The 18,956-nt window shown below is 39.1% G+C and carries 25 protein-coding genes; 18 read left to right on the forward strand and 7 right to left on the reverse strand.

Translation table 11 applies throughout. The features are described from left to right. Positions 1-54: 54 nt before the first annotated feature. Together KTB61_RS11820 and KTB61_RS11825 are read right to left on the reverse strand one after the other, a co-directional pair. On the reverse strand, positions 55-1,413 hold the full coding sequence (locus KTB61_RS11820; RefSeq protein WP_026650134.1) for a relaxase/mobilization nuclease domain-containing protein: 1,359 nt from the start codon (positions 1,411-1,413) through the stop codon (positions 55-57). Then, complete coding sequence (locus tag KTB61_RS11825; RefSeq protein WP_026650133.1) at positions 1,380-1,703, reverse strand: MobC family plasmid mobilization relaxosome protein; 324 nt, start codon at positions 1,701-1,703, stop codon at positions 1,380-1,382. The genes KTB61_RS11820 and KTB61_RS11825 overlap by 34 nt, the downstream gene beginning before the upstream one ends. 354 nt (positions 1,704-2,057) lie before the next feature. On the opposite strand from KTB61_RS11825, the gene KTB61_RS11830 reads away from it, so the two are divergent. Then, positions 2,058-2,741: an 8-oxo-dGTP diphosphatase gene (locus KTB61_RS11830; protein WP_227239496.1), complete on the forward strand. Its 684-nt coding sequence runs from the start codon at positions 2,058-2,060 to the stop codon at positions 2,739-2,741. Positions 2,742-2,813: 72 nt separating this feature from the next. Here the strand turns inward: KTB61_RS11830 and KTB61_RS11835 are convergent, their stop codons facing one another. From KTB61_RS11835 to KTB61_RS11845, 3 genes are all read right to left on the reverse strand, one after another. Further along, positions 2,814-3,107 carry a hypothetical protein gene (locus tag KTB61_RS11835; RefSeq protein WP_026650130.1) on the reverse strand — a complete coding sequence of 98 codons (294 nt, stop codon included), beginning with the start codon at positions 3,105-3,107 and terminating at the stop codon, positions 2,814-2,816. 33 nt (positions 3,108-3,140) lie between these two features. Next, positions 3,141-3,695 carry an ImmA/IrrE family metallo-endopeptidase gene (locus KTB61_RS11840; protein WP_026650129.1) on the reverse strand — a complete coding sequence of 185 codons (555 nt, stop codon included), beginning with the start codon at positions 3,693-3,695 and terminating at the stop codon, positions 3,141-3,143. A 77-nt stretch (positions 3,696-3,772) separates the two neighbouring features. Continuing rightward, positions 3,773-4,225 carry a helix-turn-helix domain-containing protein gene (locus KTB61_RS11845; RefSeq protein ID WP_026650128.1) on the reverse strand — a complete coding sequence of 151 codons (453 nt, stop codon included), beginning with the start codon at positions 4,223-4,225 and terminating at the stop codon, positions 3,773-3,775. 194 nt (positions 4,226-4,419) lie between these two features. On the opposite strand from KTB61_RS11845, the gene dinB reads away from it, so the two are divergent. The 7 genes from dinB (at position 4,420) to KTB61_RS11880 (ending at position 10,074) form a co-directional block, all read left to right on the forward strand. After that, positions 4,420-5,664: a DNA polymerase IV gene (gene dinB, locus KTB61_RS11850; RefSeq protein ID WP_044924451.1), complete on the forward strand. Its 1,245-nt coding sequence runs from the start codon at positions 4,420-4,422 to the stop codon at positions 5,662-5,664. 20 nt (positions 5,665-5,684) lie between these two features. After that, entirely contained in the window at positions 5,685-5,924 is a 240-nt protein-coding gene (locus tag KTB61_RS11855) for a hypothetical protein (protein WP_026650126.1), read from the forward strand. Positions 5,925-6,199: 275 nt separating this feature from the next. Continuing rightward, positions 6,200-6,745, forward strand: a complete 546-nt coding sequence (locus KTB61_RS11860) for a hypothetical protein (RefSeq protein WP_026650125.1) — start codon at positions 6,200-6,202, stop codon at positions 6,743-6,745. A 331-nt stretch (positions 6,746-7,076) separates the two neighbouring features. After that, complete coding sequence (locus KTB61_RS11865) at positions 7,077-7,637, forward strand: sigma factor-like helix-turn-helix DNA-binding protein (protein ID WP_026650124.1); 561 nt, start codon at positions 7,077-7,079, stop codon at positions 7,635-7,637. Between the two features lie 105 nt (positions 7,638-7,742). Beyond that, on the forward strand, positions 7,743-8,048 hold the full coding sequence (trxA, locus tag KTB61_RS11870) for a thioredoxin (RefSeq protein ID WP_028086464.1): 306 nt from the start codon (positions 7,743-7,745) through the stop codon (positions 8,046-8,048). Between the two features lie 12 nt (positions 8,049-8,060). Then, a complete protein-coding gene (locus KTB61_RS11875) occupies positions 8,061-8,381 on the forward strand; it encodes a rhodanese-like domain-containing protein (protein WP_028086465.1) in 321 nt (106 codons plus the stop codon). Between the two features lies 1 nt (position 8,382). Further along, complete coding sequence (locus KTB61_RS11880) at positions 8,383-10,074, forward strand: FAD-dependent oxidoreductase (protein ID WP_073106970.1); 1,692 nt, start codon at positions 8,383-8,385, stop codon at positions 10,072-10,074. A gap of 118 nt (positions 10,075-10,192) precedes the next feature. On the opposite strand, the gene KTB61_RS11885 is transcribed toward KTB61_RS11880, so the two are convergent. Continuing rightward, positions 10,193-10,876: a Crp/Fnr family transcriptional regulator gene (locus tag KTB61_RS11885; protein ID WP_044924472.1), complete on the reverse strand. Its 684-nt coding sequence runs from the start codon at positions 10,874-10,876 to the stop codon at positions 10,193-10,195. Between the two features lie 110 nt (positions 10,877-10,986). Here KTB61_RS11885 and KTB61_RS11890 point away from each other — a divergent pair, with 110 nt between their 5' ends. The 8 genes from KTB61_RS11890 to KTB61_RS11925 all read left to right on the forward strand — a co-directional run bounded on the left by KTB61_RS11890 (position 10,987) and on the right by KTB61_RS11925 (position 16,500). Next, positions 10,987-11,907, forward strand: coding sequence for a response regulator (locus KTB61_RS11890; RefSeq protein ID WP_028086467.1), 921 nt, complete (start codon positions 10,987-10,989; stop codon positions 11,905-11,907). 91 nt (positions 11,908-11,998) lie between these two features. Further along, the gene (locus KTB61_RS11895) at positions 11,999-12,325 is read left to right on the forward strand and encodes a hypothetical protein (RefSeq protein ID WP_222891074.1); all 327 of its coding nucleotides are present in this window, start codon (positions 11,999-12,001) and stop codon (positions 12,323-12,325) included. A gap of 119 nt (positions 12,326-12,444) precedes the next feature. Further along, on the forward strand, positions 12,445-12,645 hold the full coding sequence (locus KTB61_RS11900) for a 4Fe-4S binding protein (protein WP_222891075.1): 201 nt from the start codon (positions 12,445-12,447) through the stop codon (positions 12,643-12,645). Continuing rightward, positions 12,642-13,226 carry a 4Fe-4S binding protein gene (locus KTB61_RS11905; RefSeq protein WP_055195153.1) on the forward strand — a complete coding sequence of 195 codons (585 nt, stop codon included), beginning with the start codon at positions 12,642-12,644 and terminating at the stop codon, positions 13,224-13,226. The genes KTB61_RS11900 and KTB61_RS11905 overlap by 4 nt, the downstream gene beginning before the upstream one ends. Before the next feature lie 98 nt (positions 13,227-13,324). Continuing rightward, positions 13,325-14,098: a NifB/NifX family molybdenum-iron cluster-binding protein gene (locus KTB61_RS11910; protein WP_055195155.1), complete on the forward strand. Its 774-nt coding sequence runs from the start codon at positions 13,325-13,327 to the stop codon at positions 14,096-14,098. A 189-nt stretch (positions 14,099-14,287) separates the two neighbouring features. Then, on the forward strand, positions 14,288-14,674 hold the full coding sequence (locus KTB61_RS11915; protein ID WP_044924454.1) for a helix-turn-helix domain-containing protein: 387 nt from the start codon (positions 14,288-14,290) through the stop codon (positions 14,672-14,674). A 139-nt stretch (positions 14,675-14,813) separates the two neighbouring features. Continuing rightward, positions 14,814-16,271, forward strand: a complete 1,458-nt coding sequence (locus KTB61_RS11920) for an AlbA family DNA-binding domain-containing protein (protein ID WP_161234127.1) — start codon at positions 14,814-14,816, stop codon at positions 16,269-16,271. A 49-nt stretch (positions 16,272-16,320) separates the two neighbouring features. Continuing rightward, positions 16,321-16,500, forward strand: a complete 180-nt coding sequence (locus KTB61_RS11925; protein ID WP_008705291.1) for a hypothetical protein — start codon at positions 16,321-16,323, stop codon at positions 16,498-16,500. A 367-nt stretch (positions 16,501-16,867) separates the two neighbouring features. Here the strand turns inward: KTB61_RS11925 and KTB61_RS11930 are convergent, their stop codons facing one another. After that, a complete protein-coding gene (locus KTB61_RS11930; protein ID WP_216697582.1) occupies positions 16,868-17,407 on the reverse strand; it encodes a helix-turn-helix domain-containing protein in 540 nt (179 codons plus the stop codon). Positions 17,408-17,639: 232 nt separating this feature from the next. On the opposite strand from KTB61_RS11930, the gene KTB61_RS11935 reads away from it, so the two are divergent. Next, the gene (locus KTB61_RS11935; protein WP_216697583.1) at positions 17,640-17,822 is read left to right on the forward strand and encodes a helix-turn-helix domain-containing protein; all 183 of its coding nucleotides are present in this window, start codon (positions 17,640-17,642) and stop codon (positions 17,820-17,822) included. 18 nt (positions 17,823-17,840) lie between these two features. Further along, positions 17,841-18,821, forward strand: a complete 981-nt coding sequence (locus tag KTB61_RS11940) for a tyrosine-type recombinase/integrase (protein WP_216697584.1) — start codon at positions 17,841-17,843, stop codon at positions 18,819-18,821. Positions 18,822-18,956 lie beyond the last annotated feature (135 nt).

Consider the following 18,956-nt stretch of genomic DNA (forward strand, 5'->3'; position numbering starts at 1 on the left):
AAATAGATTAGACGAAAAGCAAGAGGCACCGTTAAAGTAGGTACCTCCTTCTTTTTAGAGAGTTAGCTCTTTTTCTGATATGGGAATTTGCATCTCCGGAGCATTAAGTAGTGCTGTGAAATTCTGTCTAATGATATTCAGTGTCTTCTGCTTTTTCTGCAATTCTTGTTTTTCCCGGACAGTAGCAGCTTGTTCAGATTCAAGATTTTCTATCCTATTCTGGATTTTATTAGAGCTTGGGATTTTGGTAACACCGAGATCCTGAAGCTCTTTTTTTAGTGAATCGTGCAGTTGGTATTCTGCTTGATGTTTGGTTCGGTATGCTTTTGGATTTTTAGCAGATTTGCAATCTTCAATCACTTTTCGGCAGAGACGGTAAGAATCACAGTGTTTTTGAATGATTTTCTGTGTGCTCAGCTCACTGTTGATTTGCGTTATTCTTTGATCAGCCGCTTTAACAGAAGCATCAACATCAGAAACATGCTGTTGGAAATCTTCATAATTCAGCAGGTTATTTTCGGAAAGATAGTTGAAGGTGCGTGCCGCTTCTTTCAGGTTATTTAGTTTTGCCCATCGTTCAAATCCTTCTCGATTGCCGGTCGTAACATAAGTGGAGATATTGATATACAGGCGAGCTTCTCTGGACAGATGCCTTGGAGCTTTTATTTTGTTACGGTTTTTTGCCAAACGGATGCGGACATTTTCTTCTGAATAATAGCTTCCAAGAGATTTCATATAAGTGAAGTTTTTCTGTTCCGGTGCACGGAAGGACAGGTGTTTTCCCTGTCGGACTTCATATCCGGCTAACTGCATTTTTTGTAAAAATTCCTCATAGTTGATGGAAGTCCAGATTGCTTTATCAACTGCAACACGTAGCTTGGCTTTCCAGCTGGTGCCACGATGATATTCCATGTTCTCCTTATAACTTTTGCCTTTTTCTCCGGTTGGCATACTGGTGGCAAGTCCATTTTCATGGCAGATACGATTACTGATCCGGCAGATTTTATGGTAGCTCCGCTTATTGGAAACATACTTGTGATGATCAACAAAACTTGCTGCATTAAAGATGATGTGGTTATGGATATGATTTTTATCAACATGGGTGCTTATCACATATTCATATTTTCCTTTCAGTACTTCGTTTGCAAATTGTTGCCCTAAGCGATGGGCAGTTTCGGCATCAACTTCTCCAGGTTTAAATGACTGGATCAGATGAAATGCCAGGTTATCACCTTTGTCCATTCCATTCTTTTTTGCCATTTCTCTTGTCATAGAAAATTCAAGATCTGCAGTTTCCGGGGAACAGCCAAAACTGGAAACTAACAGTTTTTCTTCTGTTTTATCTGGATTCGTGATGTAGTCCAGAGCTTTCTTGTCTGTTACTTTAATTGGGAAGATCTTAAGATACGCCATAATTCTTTCACCATCTCTTTTAATTCTTGCTTTTCTTCCGGATACAGATCACCGGTGCTGTTTACTTTTTTGGCAATCTGATTAATATTCACACCGATCTTATGCATTTCCTCATACTGTTTCTTCAGTGGAGTGGTATCGGTGTTGACGATGTAACCGTCGATTGCCATTTTACGAAGATAAGCTCCCATATTTTTTGTCTTTGATTCAATCATCTTTCTACGAATAAGCTTTTTTTCTTCTGGGGAAACACAAAACAAAATCTGTATATTTCTTTTTCTCTTTGCCATAGGCAGATTCTCCTTTCTTTGGTTCTTCGAAGTAGTGACTTCTGTGTTTTTAATTTAGGGCAGGGTTCCCTAAATTGCTGGTTTTCCGGAAGTGTATATACACTTCCTGTCCTTGCTATTTACCGGTGGCACAGCCTCCGGAAGAGAGTCTTAAAAAAGAACCCTCTATAAATAAGGTACTGAGAGAAGAAAAAGAGGACATCGAAGCTCAGAAGTATGACGCAAGCATGATTCTGTGGTATAGTAAAATCTGAATGAAAAAGAAGAAAAGAGGTCAAACCGATGTCACGGAAAAACCATAAGATGATAGATGGGAGATTACTGCAAACGAATAAGAAGTATTCCCAGTTAAAAATGAAGCAGAAAGAAAAGATTGCGGAATGGATGTTTCAGGCAACCAGAGATTATTATATGAAAAAATGTACTTTTCCGAGTGACAAACATCTGGAAGAAGTGGTGGATTCTGTTTATGAAAAAATTGAAGATGCAGAAATCTGGATTCCGTATGGAGAGGTCTTCAAGCATTATAAATCCAAACGATCGGATATCAACAAACGTGTCAGAAAATCTCTGAATGAAAAAGAAGAGAGTCAGATTGAGAAGGTCTGTTTTATGAATATGTGTATGATTCAGGATCATAAAGGGAATGTACTGGCTCTGGATAAAGTAAATGATAGCTATACCGGTACAACTTTTCCAGGCGGTCACGTAGAAGCAAATGAGATTTTTCAGAAATCTATGATTCGGGAAGTCTGGGAAGAAACAGGACTTACGGTTGAAGCACCGAAGCTTGGAGGATTATATCATTGGCATAAGAGCGGAGTGCACTATGTTATTACCTTGTATAAAGCGGATAAGTTTACCGGAGAATTAAAGAGTTCTGAGGAAGGAAGAGTTTATTGGATTCCGCTGGAAGAGTTAAAAACAAAAGAACTTGCTACAGGTATGGAACACGTTTTGCGGATTCTGGAATCAGAGAAGGTGGACGAGTGCTATATGCATCTGGAAGCAGATGGATATGTGGGAGACTTGTATTAAAGAATTACATGAGAAATGGCTGCCTGCTCATTGGAGAAAAGACAGCCATTCTTTATAAGATACATCATTCATCTATTCTGTTTTTTGCGGTTCGTTTTTGGAAGTGAAATTAATATATTTGGCACGTTGTAAAATTGAAATAACTGCATCAATGCTTTCAGGATTGGAGAAGCTCATGATAAAAGGTTCTTCTTTAAATTCCATGGGTTCGAACCCAGGATTCTGATCTGGATTCTTGAGTATATGGATGGGACGTGCACTCTGATTATAAAATGCCAGTTGTGCGGAATCTGTAGTGTTACCGATGACACCAATGCCTACATCCCCTTTTCCAAAGTCTATTCTATGTTTATTTAAGTTGATCATTTTCAAAAATCTCCTTTTTCAAAAATAGCATATTTAGTAATTTTCTATTATTCCCGAAGTAGGGATATCTTTTAAAAAGTCACTGTTGGAAGTAATCGGAGAATCTACAATCTGAACGCCGCTTCGTTTCATCATTCGGAATTTGAAATCAAGAAGTTCCGGTGGAACTTTCAGTTCTGCGGCAGCCTGGAAAAAGGACATATCAGCGTTAAGCATCTCCAGGACATCTTCATCTTCCAGAAGATAATCAGCGGCAAAGCAATTCGCTTCATATTCACATTGTGACACTCCATCGAATAATTCAAAATCATGAAAACACTTGATCTGAAGGGGTTTCTGATGAAGGAGTGCGTGACCGATCTCGTGGATCAGGATAATCTGCTGTATGATTTCCGGTAGGTCGCAGTTAATGACGATGCAGGTCTTTCGACATTCCCGCATACAGAAGCCTTTGCAACAGTTTGGATCAGTTCCAAGCGGAAGCTTTTTAACAATAATATGCATAGCGGCTGCAAGGCGGTACGGATCACTTTCCTGATATTTTGCTTTTACTTTATTAACAGTGTCTCTTATACATTTTGAACTCATAAAAACACCTCGATATTTCATAAGATAGTTTGCTGCAAGTATAGAGTAGCAAAAGTGCTGTACGAAAATACGGACACCTATGAATCACTTTCCATTTCAGTGTTTTTCTTTTTCCGTCCAAATGTCTTTTTGGCTTCCATCTTACAGGAAAGATATGCTTTGGTTACAGCCTGATAGAAAGCATCTTTTGCTTCTTCGTCGAGTTCGCCACCAGCAAAAAGAGCACGGTTGGCTTCGAGAATCTCATTGATGTCCCTGGCTCCTTTTTCACCAAGCTGTCCATTGACTTCATCAATATAATCCATTTTTTCAATTCCGTAAGAAGGATCTGTGATCTCATCATGTTTCAAATAATCGTAAGAGACATTCAATGCATGAGCGAGCTTTCTCATAGTAGAGATTCGTGCGATGGTGCCGGAACTTTCATAAGCTGCGATCGCACGCTGGGATACGCCGACCAGTTCTGCAAGTTCTTTTTGTGTCAGATGATTTTGTTCTCGTTGATATTTAATCTTGTCTGAAAAATTCATAGTGGGATCCTTTCCAAGTTTTTGAAATCGTAACTTCATCAACTTTATAAAAACTATTGACAGAGTTCATTATCACGTATAAAATACAAACAAATGTTCGTGAAGTTAGTAGAAATTATAATCTATAAACTTCACAAAGTCAATATGAAGCAAAGAACTTTTATTATGATTTTTAAGACTGGTAGGTGAATGTTATGAGCAGGACAATTCTTCATTCAGATATGAATTGCTTTTACGCAAGTGTTGAGATGCTGCATCATCCAGAACTTGCCGGGAAGCCGATGGCAGTCGGTGGTGATCCGGAAGCAAGACATGGAATTGTGCTGACTGCAAACTATATTGCGAAGCGAGCCGGAGTAAAAACAGGCATGGCATTGTGGCAGGCAAGACAGGTTTGCCCAGAAATAATCTTTGTACCGCCTCGCATGGATCTTTATTTGAGGTTTTCCAGAATGGCACAGGAGATTTACAGTGAATACACAGATCAGAGAGAACCATTTGGGATTGATGAAAGCTGGCTGGATGTGACCGCCAGTACTTCTATCAAGGGAGACGGAATGAAGATTGCAAAAGAGATCAGCAGTCGGATTAAATATGAACTGGGGGTTACCGTAAGTATTGGTGTTTCCTGGAATAAGATATTTGCAAAGCTCGGTTCTGATTATAAAAAGCCGGATGCCATTACAGAGTTTTCCAAAGACAATTACAAGGATATTGCATGGAAACTTCCAGTAGGTGATTTACTCATGGTCGGAAGAAGCACTGAACGGACGATGAAGAAACTTGGCATTTGTACAATCGGAGATCTGGCAGGAGCAGAACCTTCTATATTAGAAACATATCTTGGAAAGATGGGATTGGTACTTCATACCTTTGCAAATGGATGGGATGAAACTCCAGTTTTGGTAGAAGGATATAAAGTACCGATCAAGTCTATCGGGAACAGTACAACAACGCCAAGAGATCTTGTTAGTGAATTGGACGTGAAGATTATTTTGATGGCTCTTTCAGAAAGTGTAGGAGCCAGGCTTCGTGAAAATGGTTTTCAATGCAGGACAGTAGAAATCTCGATTCGGGATAATGGATTGTATCATTTCACGAGACAGTGCAAGTTGGACAGGGCAAGTAATCTTACAGAAGAAATTGCCAGAACTGCATTTGAGTTATTCCAGAAAAACTATAATTGGGAACATCCAATTCGTAGTCTTGGTGTTCGAGGATGTGATCTGGTATCAGAAGAGATGCCGTATCAGCTTGATTTATTTATGGATGAAACGAAGAGAGAAAAAATCAAAAAGATGGACCAGGTGGTAGATGAGATCCGTGGAAGGTTTGGCTATCAGAGTATTCAGAGAGCATTTATGTATCAGGATAAGATACTGGCACAGCTGAATGCTAAGGAACATACGGTTCATCCACAGGCATATTTTCATGGATAGGAGAGAGCAGGTGTTTTGTAATGACAGCTAAAGTGTATGTAGATGTCCTGGCAGTATTCAGCCGGGAAGGAGAATTGATCCCTACAGCGTTTGTCTGGGAAGATGGACGTAAGTATGCGATTGATAAGGTTTCAAAACCGGAGCGTTGTGCCAGCCGAAAAGCTGGCGGAACCGGATATCGTTATACCTGTCAGGTGGGTGGAAAAATCTGTCATCTGACTTATGAAGAAAATTATAAATGGTTTATGGAACGTAAATAACGGCGTCCTAAAAGGGAGCCCTGAATCAGGGCCCCCTTTGGAGAGATAGATATTCGATGAGAACATCAGCAGTCGGGGATACATCCTTTCCCGTGAGAACCGATTGCTTTCAATAGATCATACAGTTGCCGATCAGCCAGAAATAGAAGCTATCCCACAGCGGATATTTCTGCGGAATCTGCATGAAGAGATGTTAGGACAGTGACAGACTGTGAATGGAACAAACAATACAATGATTGGTCTGGCTGCGGAAGCGGTCGGGAAGGAGGACAATTATGCAGAGAATACAGGATATGTTTATCAATATGGAAGAAGTGGCAGAGGATGCTTATAAGAATACGGAATTATTGCTGAGTCAGTATACTAAAGTAATGTTCCGTATTGAGAAGAACCTTGTGGATATAGATTATGAAATGTATGCAGAGGAAGGGAAGCATCTGAAGGAAATGTTATATGATCTGGTAGATTTCGATGCGACTGCAGAGAAACGCAGAATCCAGGAAAAGCTTCTGAATAATGATATGAATCTCTGTTTGCTGGAAATCATGAGAGATTCCCTGATAGCTTTGAGGGATTATCCAAAAAATGGACAGCTGTATTATCGGCTTTTGAAATATAGATATTTTGAAGCAGGAAATACCAATGAAGATGTGATGCTGATGCTGGATGATATGCCAAGCACTACTTATTATCGAAACCGTAAGAAAGCAATCCGTTTGTATGCAACAATGCTCTGGGCATTTACACGTCCGGAAAAGATACAGAATAAGATGGAGGAAATAAACTGGAAGAAAAGTGGAAGTAAAGTGGCAGTGAACTGACAGTAAACTGGCATGTGAATGGTATTACAATGAAAATACGTGCATGTTAGAATTGATATGCTGAGAGAAATAGACCTTCGCAGACGTAATGTTTGCGGAGGTTTTTCTTTTCTCAAATTTTAAGGCGTCAGGCTGTGCCCGGAAGGGCATGGCCTTTTTTTATACCCAAAAACAGGTTGCAGATTTGAAAAAGCTTCCTTTTTAACAGGTAGATGCCGGAAAGGAAGAGCATATCAAGATGCAGGGAAGAGGCAGGCATTATGCCAGATATCCATGATTTTCGATTTGTCACAAATCAAATCAACAAAAACGACAAATCGGAGAAACAATCATGGAAGAAAGAAAATACACATTTTACGACAGATATCAGAAGGTGAAATACGCTAATATTACAGCAGAAGAGCTGGAAGTTCTTAATATTTTTTATAATAAGGAACATTATATGTTTGATCAGCAGCATCAGAGAAATAATACAGTATTATTTTGTGGATTAGAATCAGAAAACGGTTGTGCGACAGACTTTATCGCAGATAGTGGACGTGACATTGCATCGGATATTACAACTGAGATCTTCTTTAAAGAACTCTTCAGCGATCTGACAGAGAAAGAAAAGAAAATCGTGAGCGATTATTTTATCATGGGAAAACAGGTTAAAGAAACAGCAGAGGAACTGGGCATCAGCACACGTCAGGTGAGTAGAGACAAGAACAGTGCTTTGGCAAAAATGTTGAAGAGGATGAAAGCAGCTGGATATGAATCATATGCTGAGGCGGCAGGTGCATTTCTGCAGGAAAGCGATTATATTCCAACACAGATGGAGACACAGAACTCGATTATGAAGAAAAGGACCGGAGAAGTGAGACTGCCATCAGATCATAAGATGAAAAAATAAATTAGTTAAAAATTAATCATGATAATAATGTGATGATATCACAGAAAACAAATGAATTTCAGATTATAATAAAGCCACAAAAGAAAAAACAAGGAGGACTGTAAAATGTCTGCTATTAATATCAATAAAAATAATTTTCAGAATGAAATAATGGATTCCGAGAAAACCGTTCTTTTAGACTTTTGGGCTCCTTGGTGTGCTCCTTGTCGTATGGTGGCTCCTATCATAGAGGAGATAGCAAGTGAACGCCCTGATATCAAAGTTGGAAAGATCAATGTGGATGAGCAGCCAGAACTGGCAAGTAAATTTGGTATTATGAGTATTCCAACTTTGGTGGTTATGAAGAATGGGAAGATTGTAACAAAAGTTTCAGGGGCAAGACCTAAGAAGGCAATCTTAGAGATGCTTTAAGGAGGTGCGTTAATGGGATTTTTTGATTTTTTAAAACAGGCGAATATTAATCAAGGGATAGAGGAATATAAAAAGACTGCTGGTGCAGTTCTGCTGGATGTTCGTACGCCGCAGGAATATCAGGAAGGGCATATACCAGAAAGTAAAAATGTGCCATTGCAACAACTTAACAATGTTGTTTCGGTAGTGAAGAATACAGAAATACCGCTGTTTGTATACTGTTATTCCGGAGCCCGAAGTCGTCAAGCAACTGGGATGTTGCAACGAATGGGATATTCTAAAGTAAATAATATTGGTGGCATTGCTGCTTATTCAGGAAAGGTGGAAAAATAAGATGAAGGTAATAATCGTAGGCGGTGTAGCCGGAGGAGCTACAGCTGCAGCAAGAATACGAAGATTGGATGAACATGCAGAAATTACTGTGTTTGAAAGATCCGGATACATATCCTATGCGAATTGTGGGCTTCCATATTATATCGGAGACGTGATCACAGACCCGGAAGAACTTACACTACAGACACCAGAGAGTTTTTTTAAACGATTCCGTATTAACATGAAAATTCATCATGAAGTTATCTCCATACATCCGGAACGAAAAACGGTTTCAGTGAAAAATTTAGAGAATGGTGAGATATTTGAAGAAAACTATGATAAGCTGATCCTCTCTCCAGGTGCAAAGCCAACACAGCCGAGACTTCCCGGAGTAGGTATGGATAAACTTTTTACACTTCGTACTGTAGAAGACACTTTTCGGATAAAGGAATATATAAATAAGAATCATCCAAAATCGGCTGTATTGGCAGGTGGCGGTTTTATTGGTCTGGAATTGGCAGAAAATTTGAGGGAGCTTGGCATGGATGTTACAATTGTCCAGCGGCCTAAGCAGCTGATGAACCCATTTGACCCGGATATGGCATCCATGATCCATAATGAAATGAGAAAGCATGGGATAAAACTGGTACTGGGCTATACAGTAGAAGGATTTAAAGAAAAGGACAATGGAGTAGAGGTTCTATTAAAAGATAATCCATCCCTTCAGGCTGATATGGTGGTGCTGGCAATCGGAGTTACACCAGACACAGCATTAGCAAAAGAAGCTGGTCTGGAACTTGGCATCAAGGGAAGTATCGTAGTGAATGACAGAATGGAAACTTCTGTACCGGATATTTATGCAGCAGGTGATGCAGTTCAGGTAAAACATTATGTTACGGGTGATGATGCGCTGATCTCTTTGGCCGGACCAGCCAACAAGCAGGGCAGGATCATCGCTGATAATATTTGTGGTGGTGACAGCCGTTACCTGGGCAGTCAGGGAAGCTCCGTTATCAAAGTATTTGATATGACAGCAGCCACTACAGGTATCAATGAAACCAATGCCAAAAAGTCAGGATTAGATGTAGATACAGTAATTCTTTCTCCTATGAGTCATGCCGGTTACTATCCTGGTGGAAAAGTGATGACCATGAAGGTGGTTTTTGAAAAAGAGACTTATCGTTTGCTTGGTGCTCAGATTATTGGATATGAAGGAGTTGATAAACGTATTGATGTGCTGGCAACAGCAATTCATGCAGGGCTGAAGGCAACCCAGCTGAAAGATCTGGATCTTGCATATGCACCGCCGTATTCCTCTGCCAAGGATCCTGTAAATATGGCAGGATTCATGATAGACAATATAGCAAAAGGTACCTTAAAACAATGGCATCTGGAAGATATGGATAAGATTTCTAAAGATAAAAGTGTTGTATTGCTGGATGTGAGAACTGTAGGTGAGTTTAACAGGGGGCATATGGATGGATTCAGAAATATTCCTGTAGATGAACTAAGGGAACGTATCAATGAAATTGAGAAGGGAAAGCCTGTTTACTTGATATGCCAAAGTGGTCTGCGCAGCTACATTGCCAGCCGTATTCTGGAAGGAAACGGTTATGAAACATACAACTTCTCCGGTGGATTCCGCTTCTATGATGCAGTGGTTAATGACCGTGCGTTGATTGAAAGGGCATATGCATGTGGTATGGATTATTAAAAAATAATCACAATAATTTTATAATTTACTTGTAGCGTAAAAAGATCCCCCATTTATTAGAATGACTTTCACAATTCTGATAAATGGAGGATTCTTTAGATGTCATAGAAAAACAGTTTTATGATCTTTGTAGTGTTTCCAGTCTTTTCGAATCAAGGATGGTGATTTTGCCGCGTGAGAGTTTGACGAGACCATCGCCCTGAAAGTATCGAAGCATTCGAGTGATCACTTCCCTGTGGGAACCAAGATGGTTTGCGATAGTTTCGTGAGTGATTTTCAGTTCATTTGTTCCTTCGATAGAGGTCTCTTCTAAAAGAAATGAAGCAACACGCTTATCCAAACTCTTCCACATGATCTGTTCAATCAGCCACATGACATCAGAAAAACGGCTAGCCATTAATTCATTGGTATAGTTTGCGACGGGAGCCGATTCCTTCATGATGTCCTTATAGATTTCAGCAGGGATGATCCAAAGATCAGTATCTTTTTCTGCTTCAATGGTTACTTCAAATTGAATGGACTGCATGATACATGAGGCGGATAAAAGACACATATCCATATCGAACAGGCGGTAAAGTGTAATTTCTCGTCCTTCATCTGAAAGTATGTAAGTTCGAAGCTGCCCGGATTTAACCAGTAATAATCCAGTACAATCCAGGTTTCCGTTGTGAATGATCGTTCCTTTTTTTACATCCCGTGTAATCAAATTGTCTGAAATTACTTTTTTCTGTGCTGTATTTAAGTCATTCCATAGTGGAAAATAATTTTCGAAGCTCATAACAGTTATCTCCTTTACGAACATAGTATACTTACTTTTTTTAGATGCGTCAATTATATAATTGACATATGCCATAAATAAAAATATACTGACTATAGTACATGACTGTTGTGAATATGAGGGAGGGATAAATAATGCAGGGAGATGTCAGTTTTACATTTTTGGACCGAATTGAAGAAGTAGAACTGAATATTGTAGATAGACGATGGCAGTCTGCACTGGCATTGGCATTGACTTTGCCAGATATTTGCGGAGGTATTGCTTTCCCGGAAATTGTTAAACATTATCGAGATGGCCGGGTTATGCTGGATCGGCAAAAGAATCCGACCCGTGATGTGGGAACCCAGTATATTCGCTGGTTTGATGAATATGCAGGGGACTACTTTAAACTATCTCAATCCGATGAAAAGCCATATATTTGCGGAGAACGCTGTTGGCAGCTTCGATGTGAATATCTTCATCAAAATAAAGGATTTTTGAATGATGAAAATAATATACGCTTTCATCTTGGACTAAACTGTGGAATGTCAGTTTGTCAGTTGGAAAGTATGAACATACAGGAGAACGGAAACGATATTCGTATAGACATAGAACAGTTTTGTCTGAGGATGTGCAAGGCAGCAAAGAGTTATTATGATAAAGTTCATTTGGAAAAAGACTTTAGTCTCTATAATACACCAGTTTTGGATTTTATTCAGGTAACACAAAAAAAGAAAGCTGCTTCTATTATTGCACTGGTCTGTGGCAGTGAACGTTATGCAAAAGGATTAAAAGAAACATTGCAATTTATTTCAGATCAGATCATGCTGTTTTACACACCGGAAAGTGCTAAAACAAGATTAGGCAGACATAAGCCGGATCTTTGGATTGTTACCGAAGATATGACGAGCCAACCGAATCAGCCATGGCGTGCGGACAGGACAACACCTGTAATTTTAATCACAGGCAATCCTGATGCTGTTGAAATTAAAAAGAATTCAGGAAAACTAACTGTTCTTTCTATGCCATTATCAATAGTTGATTTGCGGAAAACCGTCGAAATATATGTGTCGTGAGGAGAAGTTTATGCTGTACATAATACTATTATTTGTATTTGTAGTTGTAGTTGTATATTTGATGATGCTTATGCGGAGACAGAAAGAAAAGATGAGCGAAATTAAAATACAAATAGATCAACTGCAAGCACAACATGATCGATTGCAGAAAGAAAGGGATCAGTTACAAGAACGGATGAATCATCTGGAAGAGCAACGAGAACACTTGCAAATGCAAACAGACCAGGCATTTCGGAGTGCTGATGAAATCGAGAAAATTTACGATGAGATATGGAATCATGCTAATACCATTCACCTTTACTCTTCGTTAGCTGAAGAAGAAAGCAAATCTATAACAATGAAAGAAAAACAAAAAGAAATTATTCGAACAACTGAGGAAATTCTAAACATCATATATAAATATAAAGGTAATGTATAATAAAAATATGTCATTGTAATGATTAGCGTTCAAGGTAAATTCTTATGTAATAATATCACAGAAGGATTTACCTTTTTCAGGTACAATAGAGATACAAAATTTGAAAGGGGAACAAAGCATTGGCAAAAAGAATGGCAAGTGTCGATAAAAAAAGATGTGTTGCCTGCGGAGTATGTGAAAATACTTGTCCGCTGGCAGCTGTCAAAGTTTACCATGGATGTTATGCTGTGGTAGAAGAAACAGTGTGTGTAGGATGTGGAAAATGTGCAAAGTCCTGTCCGGCAGGTTGTATTGAAATGAAAGAGAGGACAGCGATGTGAAGAAAAAGAAACATTGGTATGATTATTTATGGATATGGGCGATCCTTTATTTTGCTCTCGGTTTTTTTAATATTTTGTTTGCTTGGTTTGGGATGATTGATTTCCTGTTGCCGTTAGGAATAGCGATATTCGGTGAAAATAAATTTTTCTGTAATCATTTGTGTGGACGTGGCCAGCTTTTTAGTAAGCTCGGTGGGGATTTAAAATGCTCAAGAAATAAACCAACCCCGCGATGGATGAGTTCAAAATGGTTCCGATACGGCTTTTTGATATTTTTCCTTACAATGTTTGGGAATATGGTATTTCAGACATATTTAGTTGGTGCCGGATCATCATCCTTGCGTGAAGCCATCAAATTATTCTGGACCTTCCGTGTTCCGTGGGGATGGACATACACTGCCGGAACAGTAGCTGATTGGGTGGCACAGTTTAGTTTTGGATTTTATAGTTTGATGCTTACATCTTTGTTGTTAGGGTTGATCGTAATGGTGTTATATAAGCCACGAACCTGGTGTACATTTTGTCCAATGGGAACAATGACGCAGGGTATCTGTAAATTAAAAAATAATGAAAAGAAGTAATACTATAAGGTGATTCATAAAAGGCATATGTCAAAAACATTATTGACATATGCCTTTTATAGGGCTATTATATAAGAAAAGCGAGAAAGGAGCAGTTTATGCCGAGACCAGTAAAATGCAGAAAAGTCTGTCATTTCCCCAATGTTTTAGAATTTCTTCCGGCAGATGATACTGAGAAAAAAACACCCATTGTTCTAACGGTAGATGAGTACGAGACAATCCGTCTTTTGGACAAGAAAGGTTACAGTCAGGAGCAGTGTGCAGCATCTATGCAAGTCGCAAGAACAACGGTCCAGCGAATTTACGAGATCGCCAGGAAAAAGATTGCAGATGCACTTATCGACGGGCATCCACTCAAAATTGAGGGCGGAGATTTCAGAATCTGTGACGGTCAGAGCGGCAACTGCAGCTTTGGAGGATGTTACAAACAGGAAATTTACAAAAAATATGCAGCAGAAAAAGGAGAAGGTATCATGAGAATAGCAGTAACATATGAAAATGGACAGATTTTCCAGCACTTTGGACACACAGAGACATTTAAGATTTACGATGTAGAGGAAGGAAAAGTAGTACATTCAGAAGTAGTAGATACGAATGGAAGTGGACATGGCGCATTGGCAGGAGTTCTTAATGCATTGAATGCAGACGTTTTGATTTGTGGCGGAATTGGAGGCGGCGCACAGACAGCGTTAGCGGCAGCAGGCATCAAGCTTTTCGGAGGAGTTTCCGGAGATGCGGATGAAGCAGTAGAAGCTTTTATCAATGAAACACTTGAGTATAATCCGGATGTGAAATGTTCTCATCACGAGCACAACAACGGGGAAGGACATACATGTGGCGAGCATGGATGTGGAAGCCACAGTTGTCATTAAGAAGTGAGATTGCCATCGGATCATAAGATGAAAAAATAAAAGGTATTGATCTATAAAGAGGGAAGGGAACCCGCATCATCAAATTTGCTTGTGATGTCGGGTTCTCTTTTTATTTGCATAATGATATACTTTTATTGTGGTTAGAAAAATAAAGCATGTACAAAACTCATAGGAGAAAGATGTATACTTATGACAACATTTGGTGATAAAATTAGGAAGTTGCGAAAAGAGAAAAAAATGACTCAACAAAAGCTGGGTGATATGGTGGGCGTTTCTCATAGAACAATTCGATCTTGGGAAGTTGAAGGACGATATCCGAAGCAGAGTAGTTTATATCAAAAACTGGCAGATGCATTTCAGTGTCAGGTTTCTTATCTTATGAATGATAATGAAACCGTGTGCTTGGGTAATGATGAGCCAAGTGAATATGCTGGTGCTAAACAGGCAAGGCAGATTCTTGAACAGGTAGCTGCTTTATTTGCCAGTGGAACTATGACCAATGAGGACAAAACTATTTTCATGGATGAGATGACGAGACTTTATCTGGCATCAAAAAAGAACAGAAGAAAATGGTAAGAAGAAATGAACTGTTTTGTTTTCTTGCTTGATAGAAAAGAAGAATAGAACGTATAATAGTGTTAATGATCCAGAGAAGATTGCTCTGGAAATAGAATTATTCGTACCAGTGGTGCGAGTATAGAGTAGGAGTGAAAGAATGGTAGAAGATACTATGTTTTCCGGGGAATCGAAAAATATTGAGTACAAGGTATCCTTACCTGATAAAAGTGAAAAGTACATGAAGACAATCGTAGCTTTTGCCAATACACAAGGTGGCAAGCTGATTGTTGGAGTAGATGATAAAACACACCAGATTGTTGGTGTGGAAAATGATGTGTTGTTTCAGCTGATGGATGGAATTGCCAATGCAGTTTCTGATTCCTGTGTGCCACAGATCATTCCTGATATTGAGCCACAGACAGTAGACGGGAAAACGGTCATTGTTGTATCAGTAGAAGCTGGAAAGAACAGACCGTATTATCTAAAATCAAAGGGAAAAGATAATGGCACTTATATCCGTGTAGCAGGTACATCAAGACAGGCATTTCCGGAGAAGATAAAAGAACTGGAAATGGAAGGGGCCAGAATCTCATGGGATGAGCTTACTTGTGTGGGTTATCCTGTTTCAGAGGAAGCAACAGAGAAACTTTGTCAGGATATTGAAAAGTTCCGGAAGAAAGCAGGAATGTCAGAACATTCTGTAAAGAAAGAGCAGCTGATAAACTGGAAAATTTTGAAGCAGAGCGAGGGACAGCTTCTGGCAACGAATGCCTATGCGTTGCTGACATCGGATTATTTTTCATTCTCCAAAACACAATGTGCGGTATTCAAGGGAACAGATCGTGCAATGTTTCTGGATAAGAGAGAATTTACAGGACCAATCTATACACAAATCGAAGAAGCAGTAGATTTTGTATTGAGAAATATTCGGCTTGGAGCAACAATTGACGGATTGGTGCGAAAAGAGAAATATGAGTTACCACCGGAAGCAATCAGGGAAATGATTATTAATGCCCATTGTCACCGTAACCTATTAGATGAATCCTGTATTCAGGTCGCAGTTTATGATGACAGATTGGAGGTGACATCTCCGGGTGGATTATATAACGGATTAACTTATGAGGAAGTCATGAATGGTCATTCGAAGATCAGGAATAAAGGCATTGCCAATATATTCAGTCAGATGGGACTTGTAGAGGCATGGGGAAGCGGAATAAAAAGAATCCTTAATGCTGCAGAAGAGTATGGACTTCCAAAGCCGAGATTTCAGGAATTTGATAATATGTTTCGGGTAGAGTTGTTCCGAGTCAATCCAATAACTGACCAAGCTAACCAAGCTACTAACCAAGCTAACCAAGCTACTAACCAAGCTAACCAAGATTTAGAGAGATTAGACCAAGTGGAAGATGAAAATGTACTGAGTGAGAAAGAAATAGAAATTCTGAATCTTGTACGTATGCAACCTTCAATCACGCAGAAAGAAATGGCTAATGCGTTAGATTGGAATCTTGCTAGTGTGAAGTATTATATAACCAAATTGAAGGAAAAGAATTATCTGAAGAGGCAGGGAAGTAGCCAAAAAGGGAAATGGGTGATATTAACAAAACGAGATTGACACTTGTATCAATTCGTGTTAAACTATGAAATGTAAGGAGGAGAGAAAGATGCCTAGAAAACCATCATTAGACGGCAAAGATTCTAGTCTGAGAATTAGGATGTCACCAGAGCAAAAAGAAAAGCTAGTATCTTATGCAGAGAGACATTATCAGACTATGAGTAATGTAATATTCCAGGCGTTGGACATTCTTTACGCAAGAGAAGAACAACAAAATAATAAAGAGTAAAATGGAGTTATTTTGGAGTTTATTTCTTCATAAGCGGTGCGAAAAACACAAAAACAGAACGCACGTTCGAAATATAAACCTCTAATAACAGCCTTTGCGTGTCATGAAACGCAGTCCGCAAAGGAGTTTGAATAACCATTTGTGAAAATCAAGCCTTTATTTACACATATTCCAAACAAAAAGTGTTAAGTTTTGGCAACGATTTGGCAACAGAATCTAACGCAAATGTGTTAAGTGAAATATGATATTAATTGCATTTAAAGAAGACCTTACTGAAGTTCTTTTCCAAACTGGAAAGGAATTTTGGTAAGGTCTTTTTCTTTATCTGTCCCTTACTTGTATGGTCTGTTGCCAATAGAAAATGGAATTAAAGCAGACCTCGTTTCTTCATTTCTTTGTTAAGTGTCTTTTGAAGTTCGACGTCTAACTCGTCAGAAATAGGATTTCTTACGAAGCCGGCAGTTGGCTGGATATTTGGGAAATTATATCTCCAATTGTCATAGTCATCTTGGGAAAGTTCGCCTTGTTTATACTTGGAGTATTGGCTGAGCCAAGCTAGAAACATAGGGGCGATATGGTCATAAGCCTGATGGTCTTCATCGAGAGTGATACACGGACGTCCATCCTTATCTGTGGTGATTTGGAATCCATATTCATCCTCAAGAGCGAAGAAGGTATGCATCAATCCAAGATAGGAATCAATATTAGGTACTGTGATTGCTTTGGTTGTGACACCAAAGATATCAGCTAATTGTTTAATCAGGTCATCTTTTGGAGTACGGGCTTCGGTTTCGTATTGTGCGATACGTACATCTGAAGTTTTTCCCATGAATCCAACCATTTCACCGAGTTCTTTCTGCTTTAATCCTTTTCTAGTTCGGAATAATCGTATTCTTTTTCCTAACATAGTTGCCTCCTTTTGTCCGTTGATGTTGCCATTGGCAAATAGTTAAATCAATTTGTTTAAGTGTAGTATAACACCTGTAAATAATGTAATCAAGAAAAACTTTAACAAAAAAAGTTAATTTTCTGCAGAAAAGGTATTGACTTAACTAAAAAGAGTTAATATAATAACTACACACGAACTTAACGGATAAAAGTTAAGTATTAAAATCCCGAAGAAAGGAGGACAAGGAAATATGGACGAAAAGACATTTTTAACAGTGGATGAAGTTGCTGAGCTATTATCAGTTTCAAAGTCAAAGGCTTATGAGATTGTAAGACAGTTGAATAAGGAATTGAAAGCGAAAGGATTTATTACAGTTGCAGCAAGAGTCAGCAGAGCATATTTTGATGAAAGAATGTGCTATAGCAAAGAGTAGTGGAAAGGAGTTGATTATATGTCGGTTTATAAAGACAATGCCACCGGGAAGTGGCGTGTGATATACCGATATACGGATATCACAGGAAAACGAAAGCAGACACAAAAACGTGGCTTTGAAACAAAACGTGAAGCAGTAGCCTGGGAACATGAGATGATGCTAAAGTCTCAGGCGAAGCTGGATATGTCCTTTGGTAGCTTCTATGAGATATACGAAGCGGATAAGGCATCACGATTAAAGAGAAGCACCTGGGAGACAAAAAGTCATATCATAAGAACTAAGATTTTACCTTATTTTGCGGATAGAAAGATAGATGAAATTGAAGTTAGAGATGTGATTGCGTGGCAGAATGAGCTTCTGGCAGCCTTTAAGGATGAGGGAAAAGAAGAGAAATACTCTCAGGATTATTTGAGAACGATTCAAGCACAACTTACAGCGATTTTTGCACATGCTGTAAAGTACTATAATCTTCCCAAGAATCCTTCTTCCCTTGCAGGGAATATTGGGAAGGAAGTACCAAAGGAGATGCAGTTCTGGACGAAAGAAGAGTATCTAAAATTTGCAGAGGTAATGATGGACAAGCCGCGTTCCTATTATGCTTTTGAGCTTTTATATTGGACAGGAATCCGTTCCGGAGAGCTGCTTGCACTTACACCGAGTGATTTCAATTTTGAAAATCAGACATTGCGAATTAATAAGACATTTCATCGTTCTAGGGGTGAGGATATTATCACGTCACCCAAAACAGCAAAAAGTAATCGAATCATAATGCTACCACCATTTCTGTGTGATGAAATCAAAGATTATCTTGAGATGTTTTATGAGATTGGTGAAAATGAGCGAATGTTCAGCTTTACTAAATCGTATCTTGGGCACGAGATGGAAAGAGGATGCAAAGAAAGCGGAGTGAAGAAGATTAGAATTCATGATCTGCGACATAGTCATGTCTCATTGTCTAAGGGTTATTTCTGGGACAGTCTATCCGACTGTCTCAGATAACCCTTTTTCTTGGTGACTTTAGTCTGTTGAGTGCTGGAGTGTTCTTCAGAAGGAGAATGCTCCGGCACGAAATAATAAACCACCAGCTCTGCTGGTGGAGCACGATTTTGGCTTTAGCCGTATATAAAAAACCTC

The sequence above is a fragment of the Anaerostipes faecalis genome (assembly GCF_018982945.1).
GTDB classification, from domain to species: Bacteria; Bacillota; Clostridia; order Lachnospirales; family Lachnospiraceae; genus Anaerostipes; species Anaerostipes faecalis.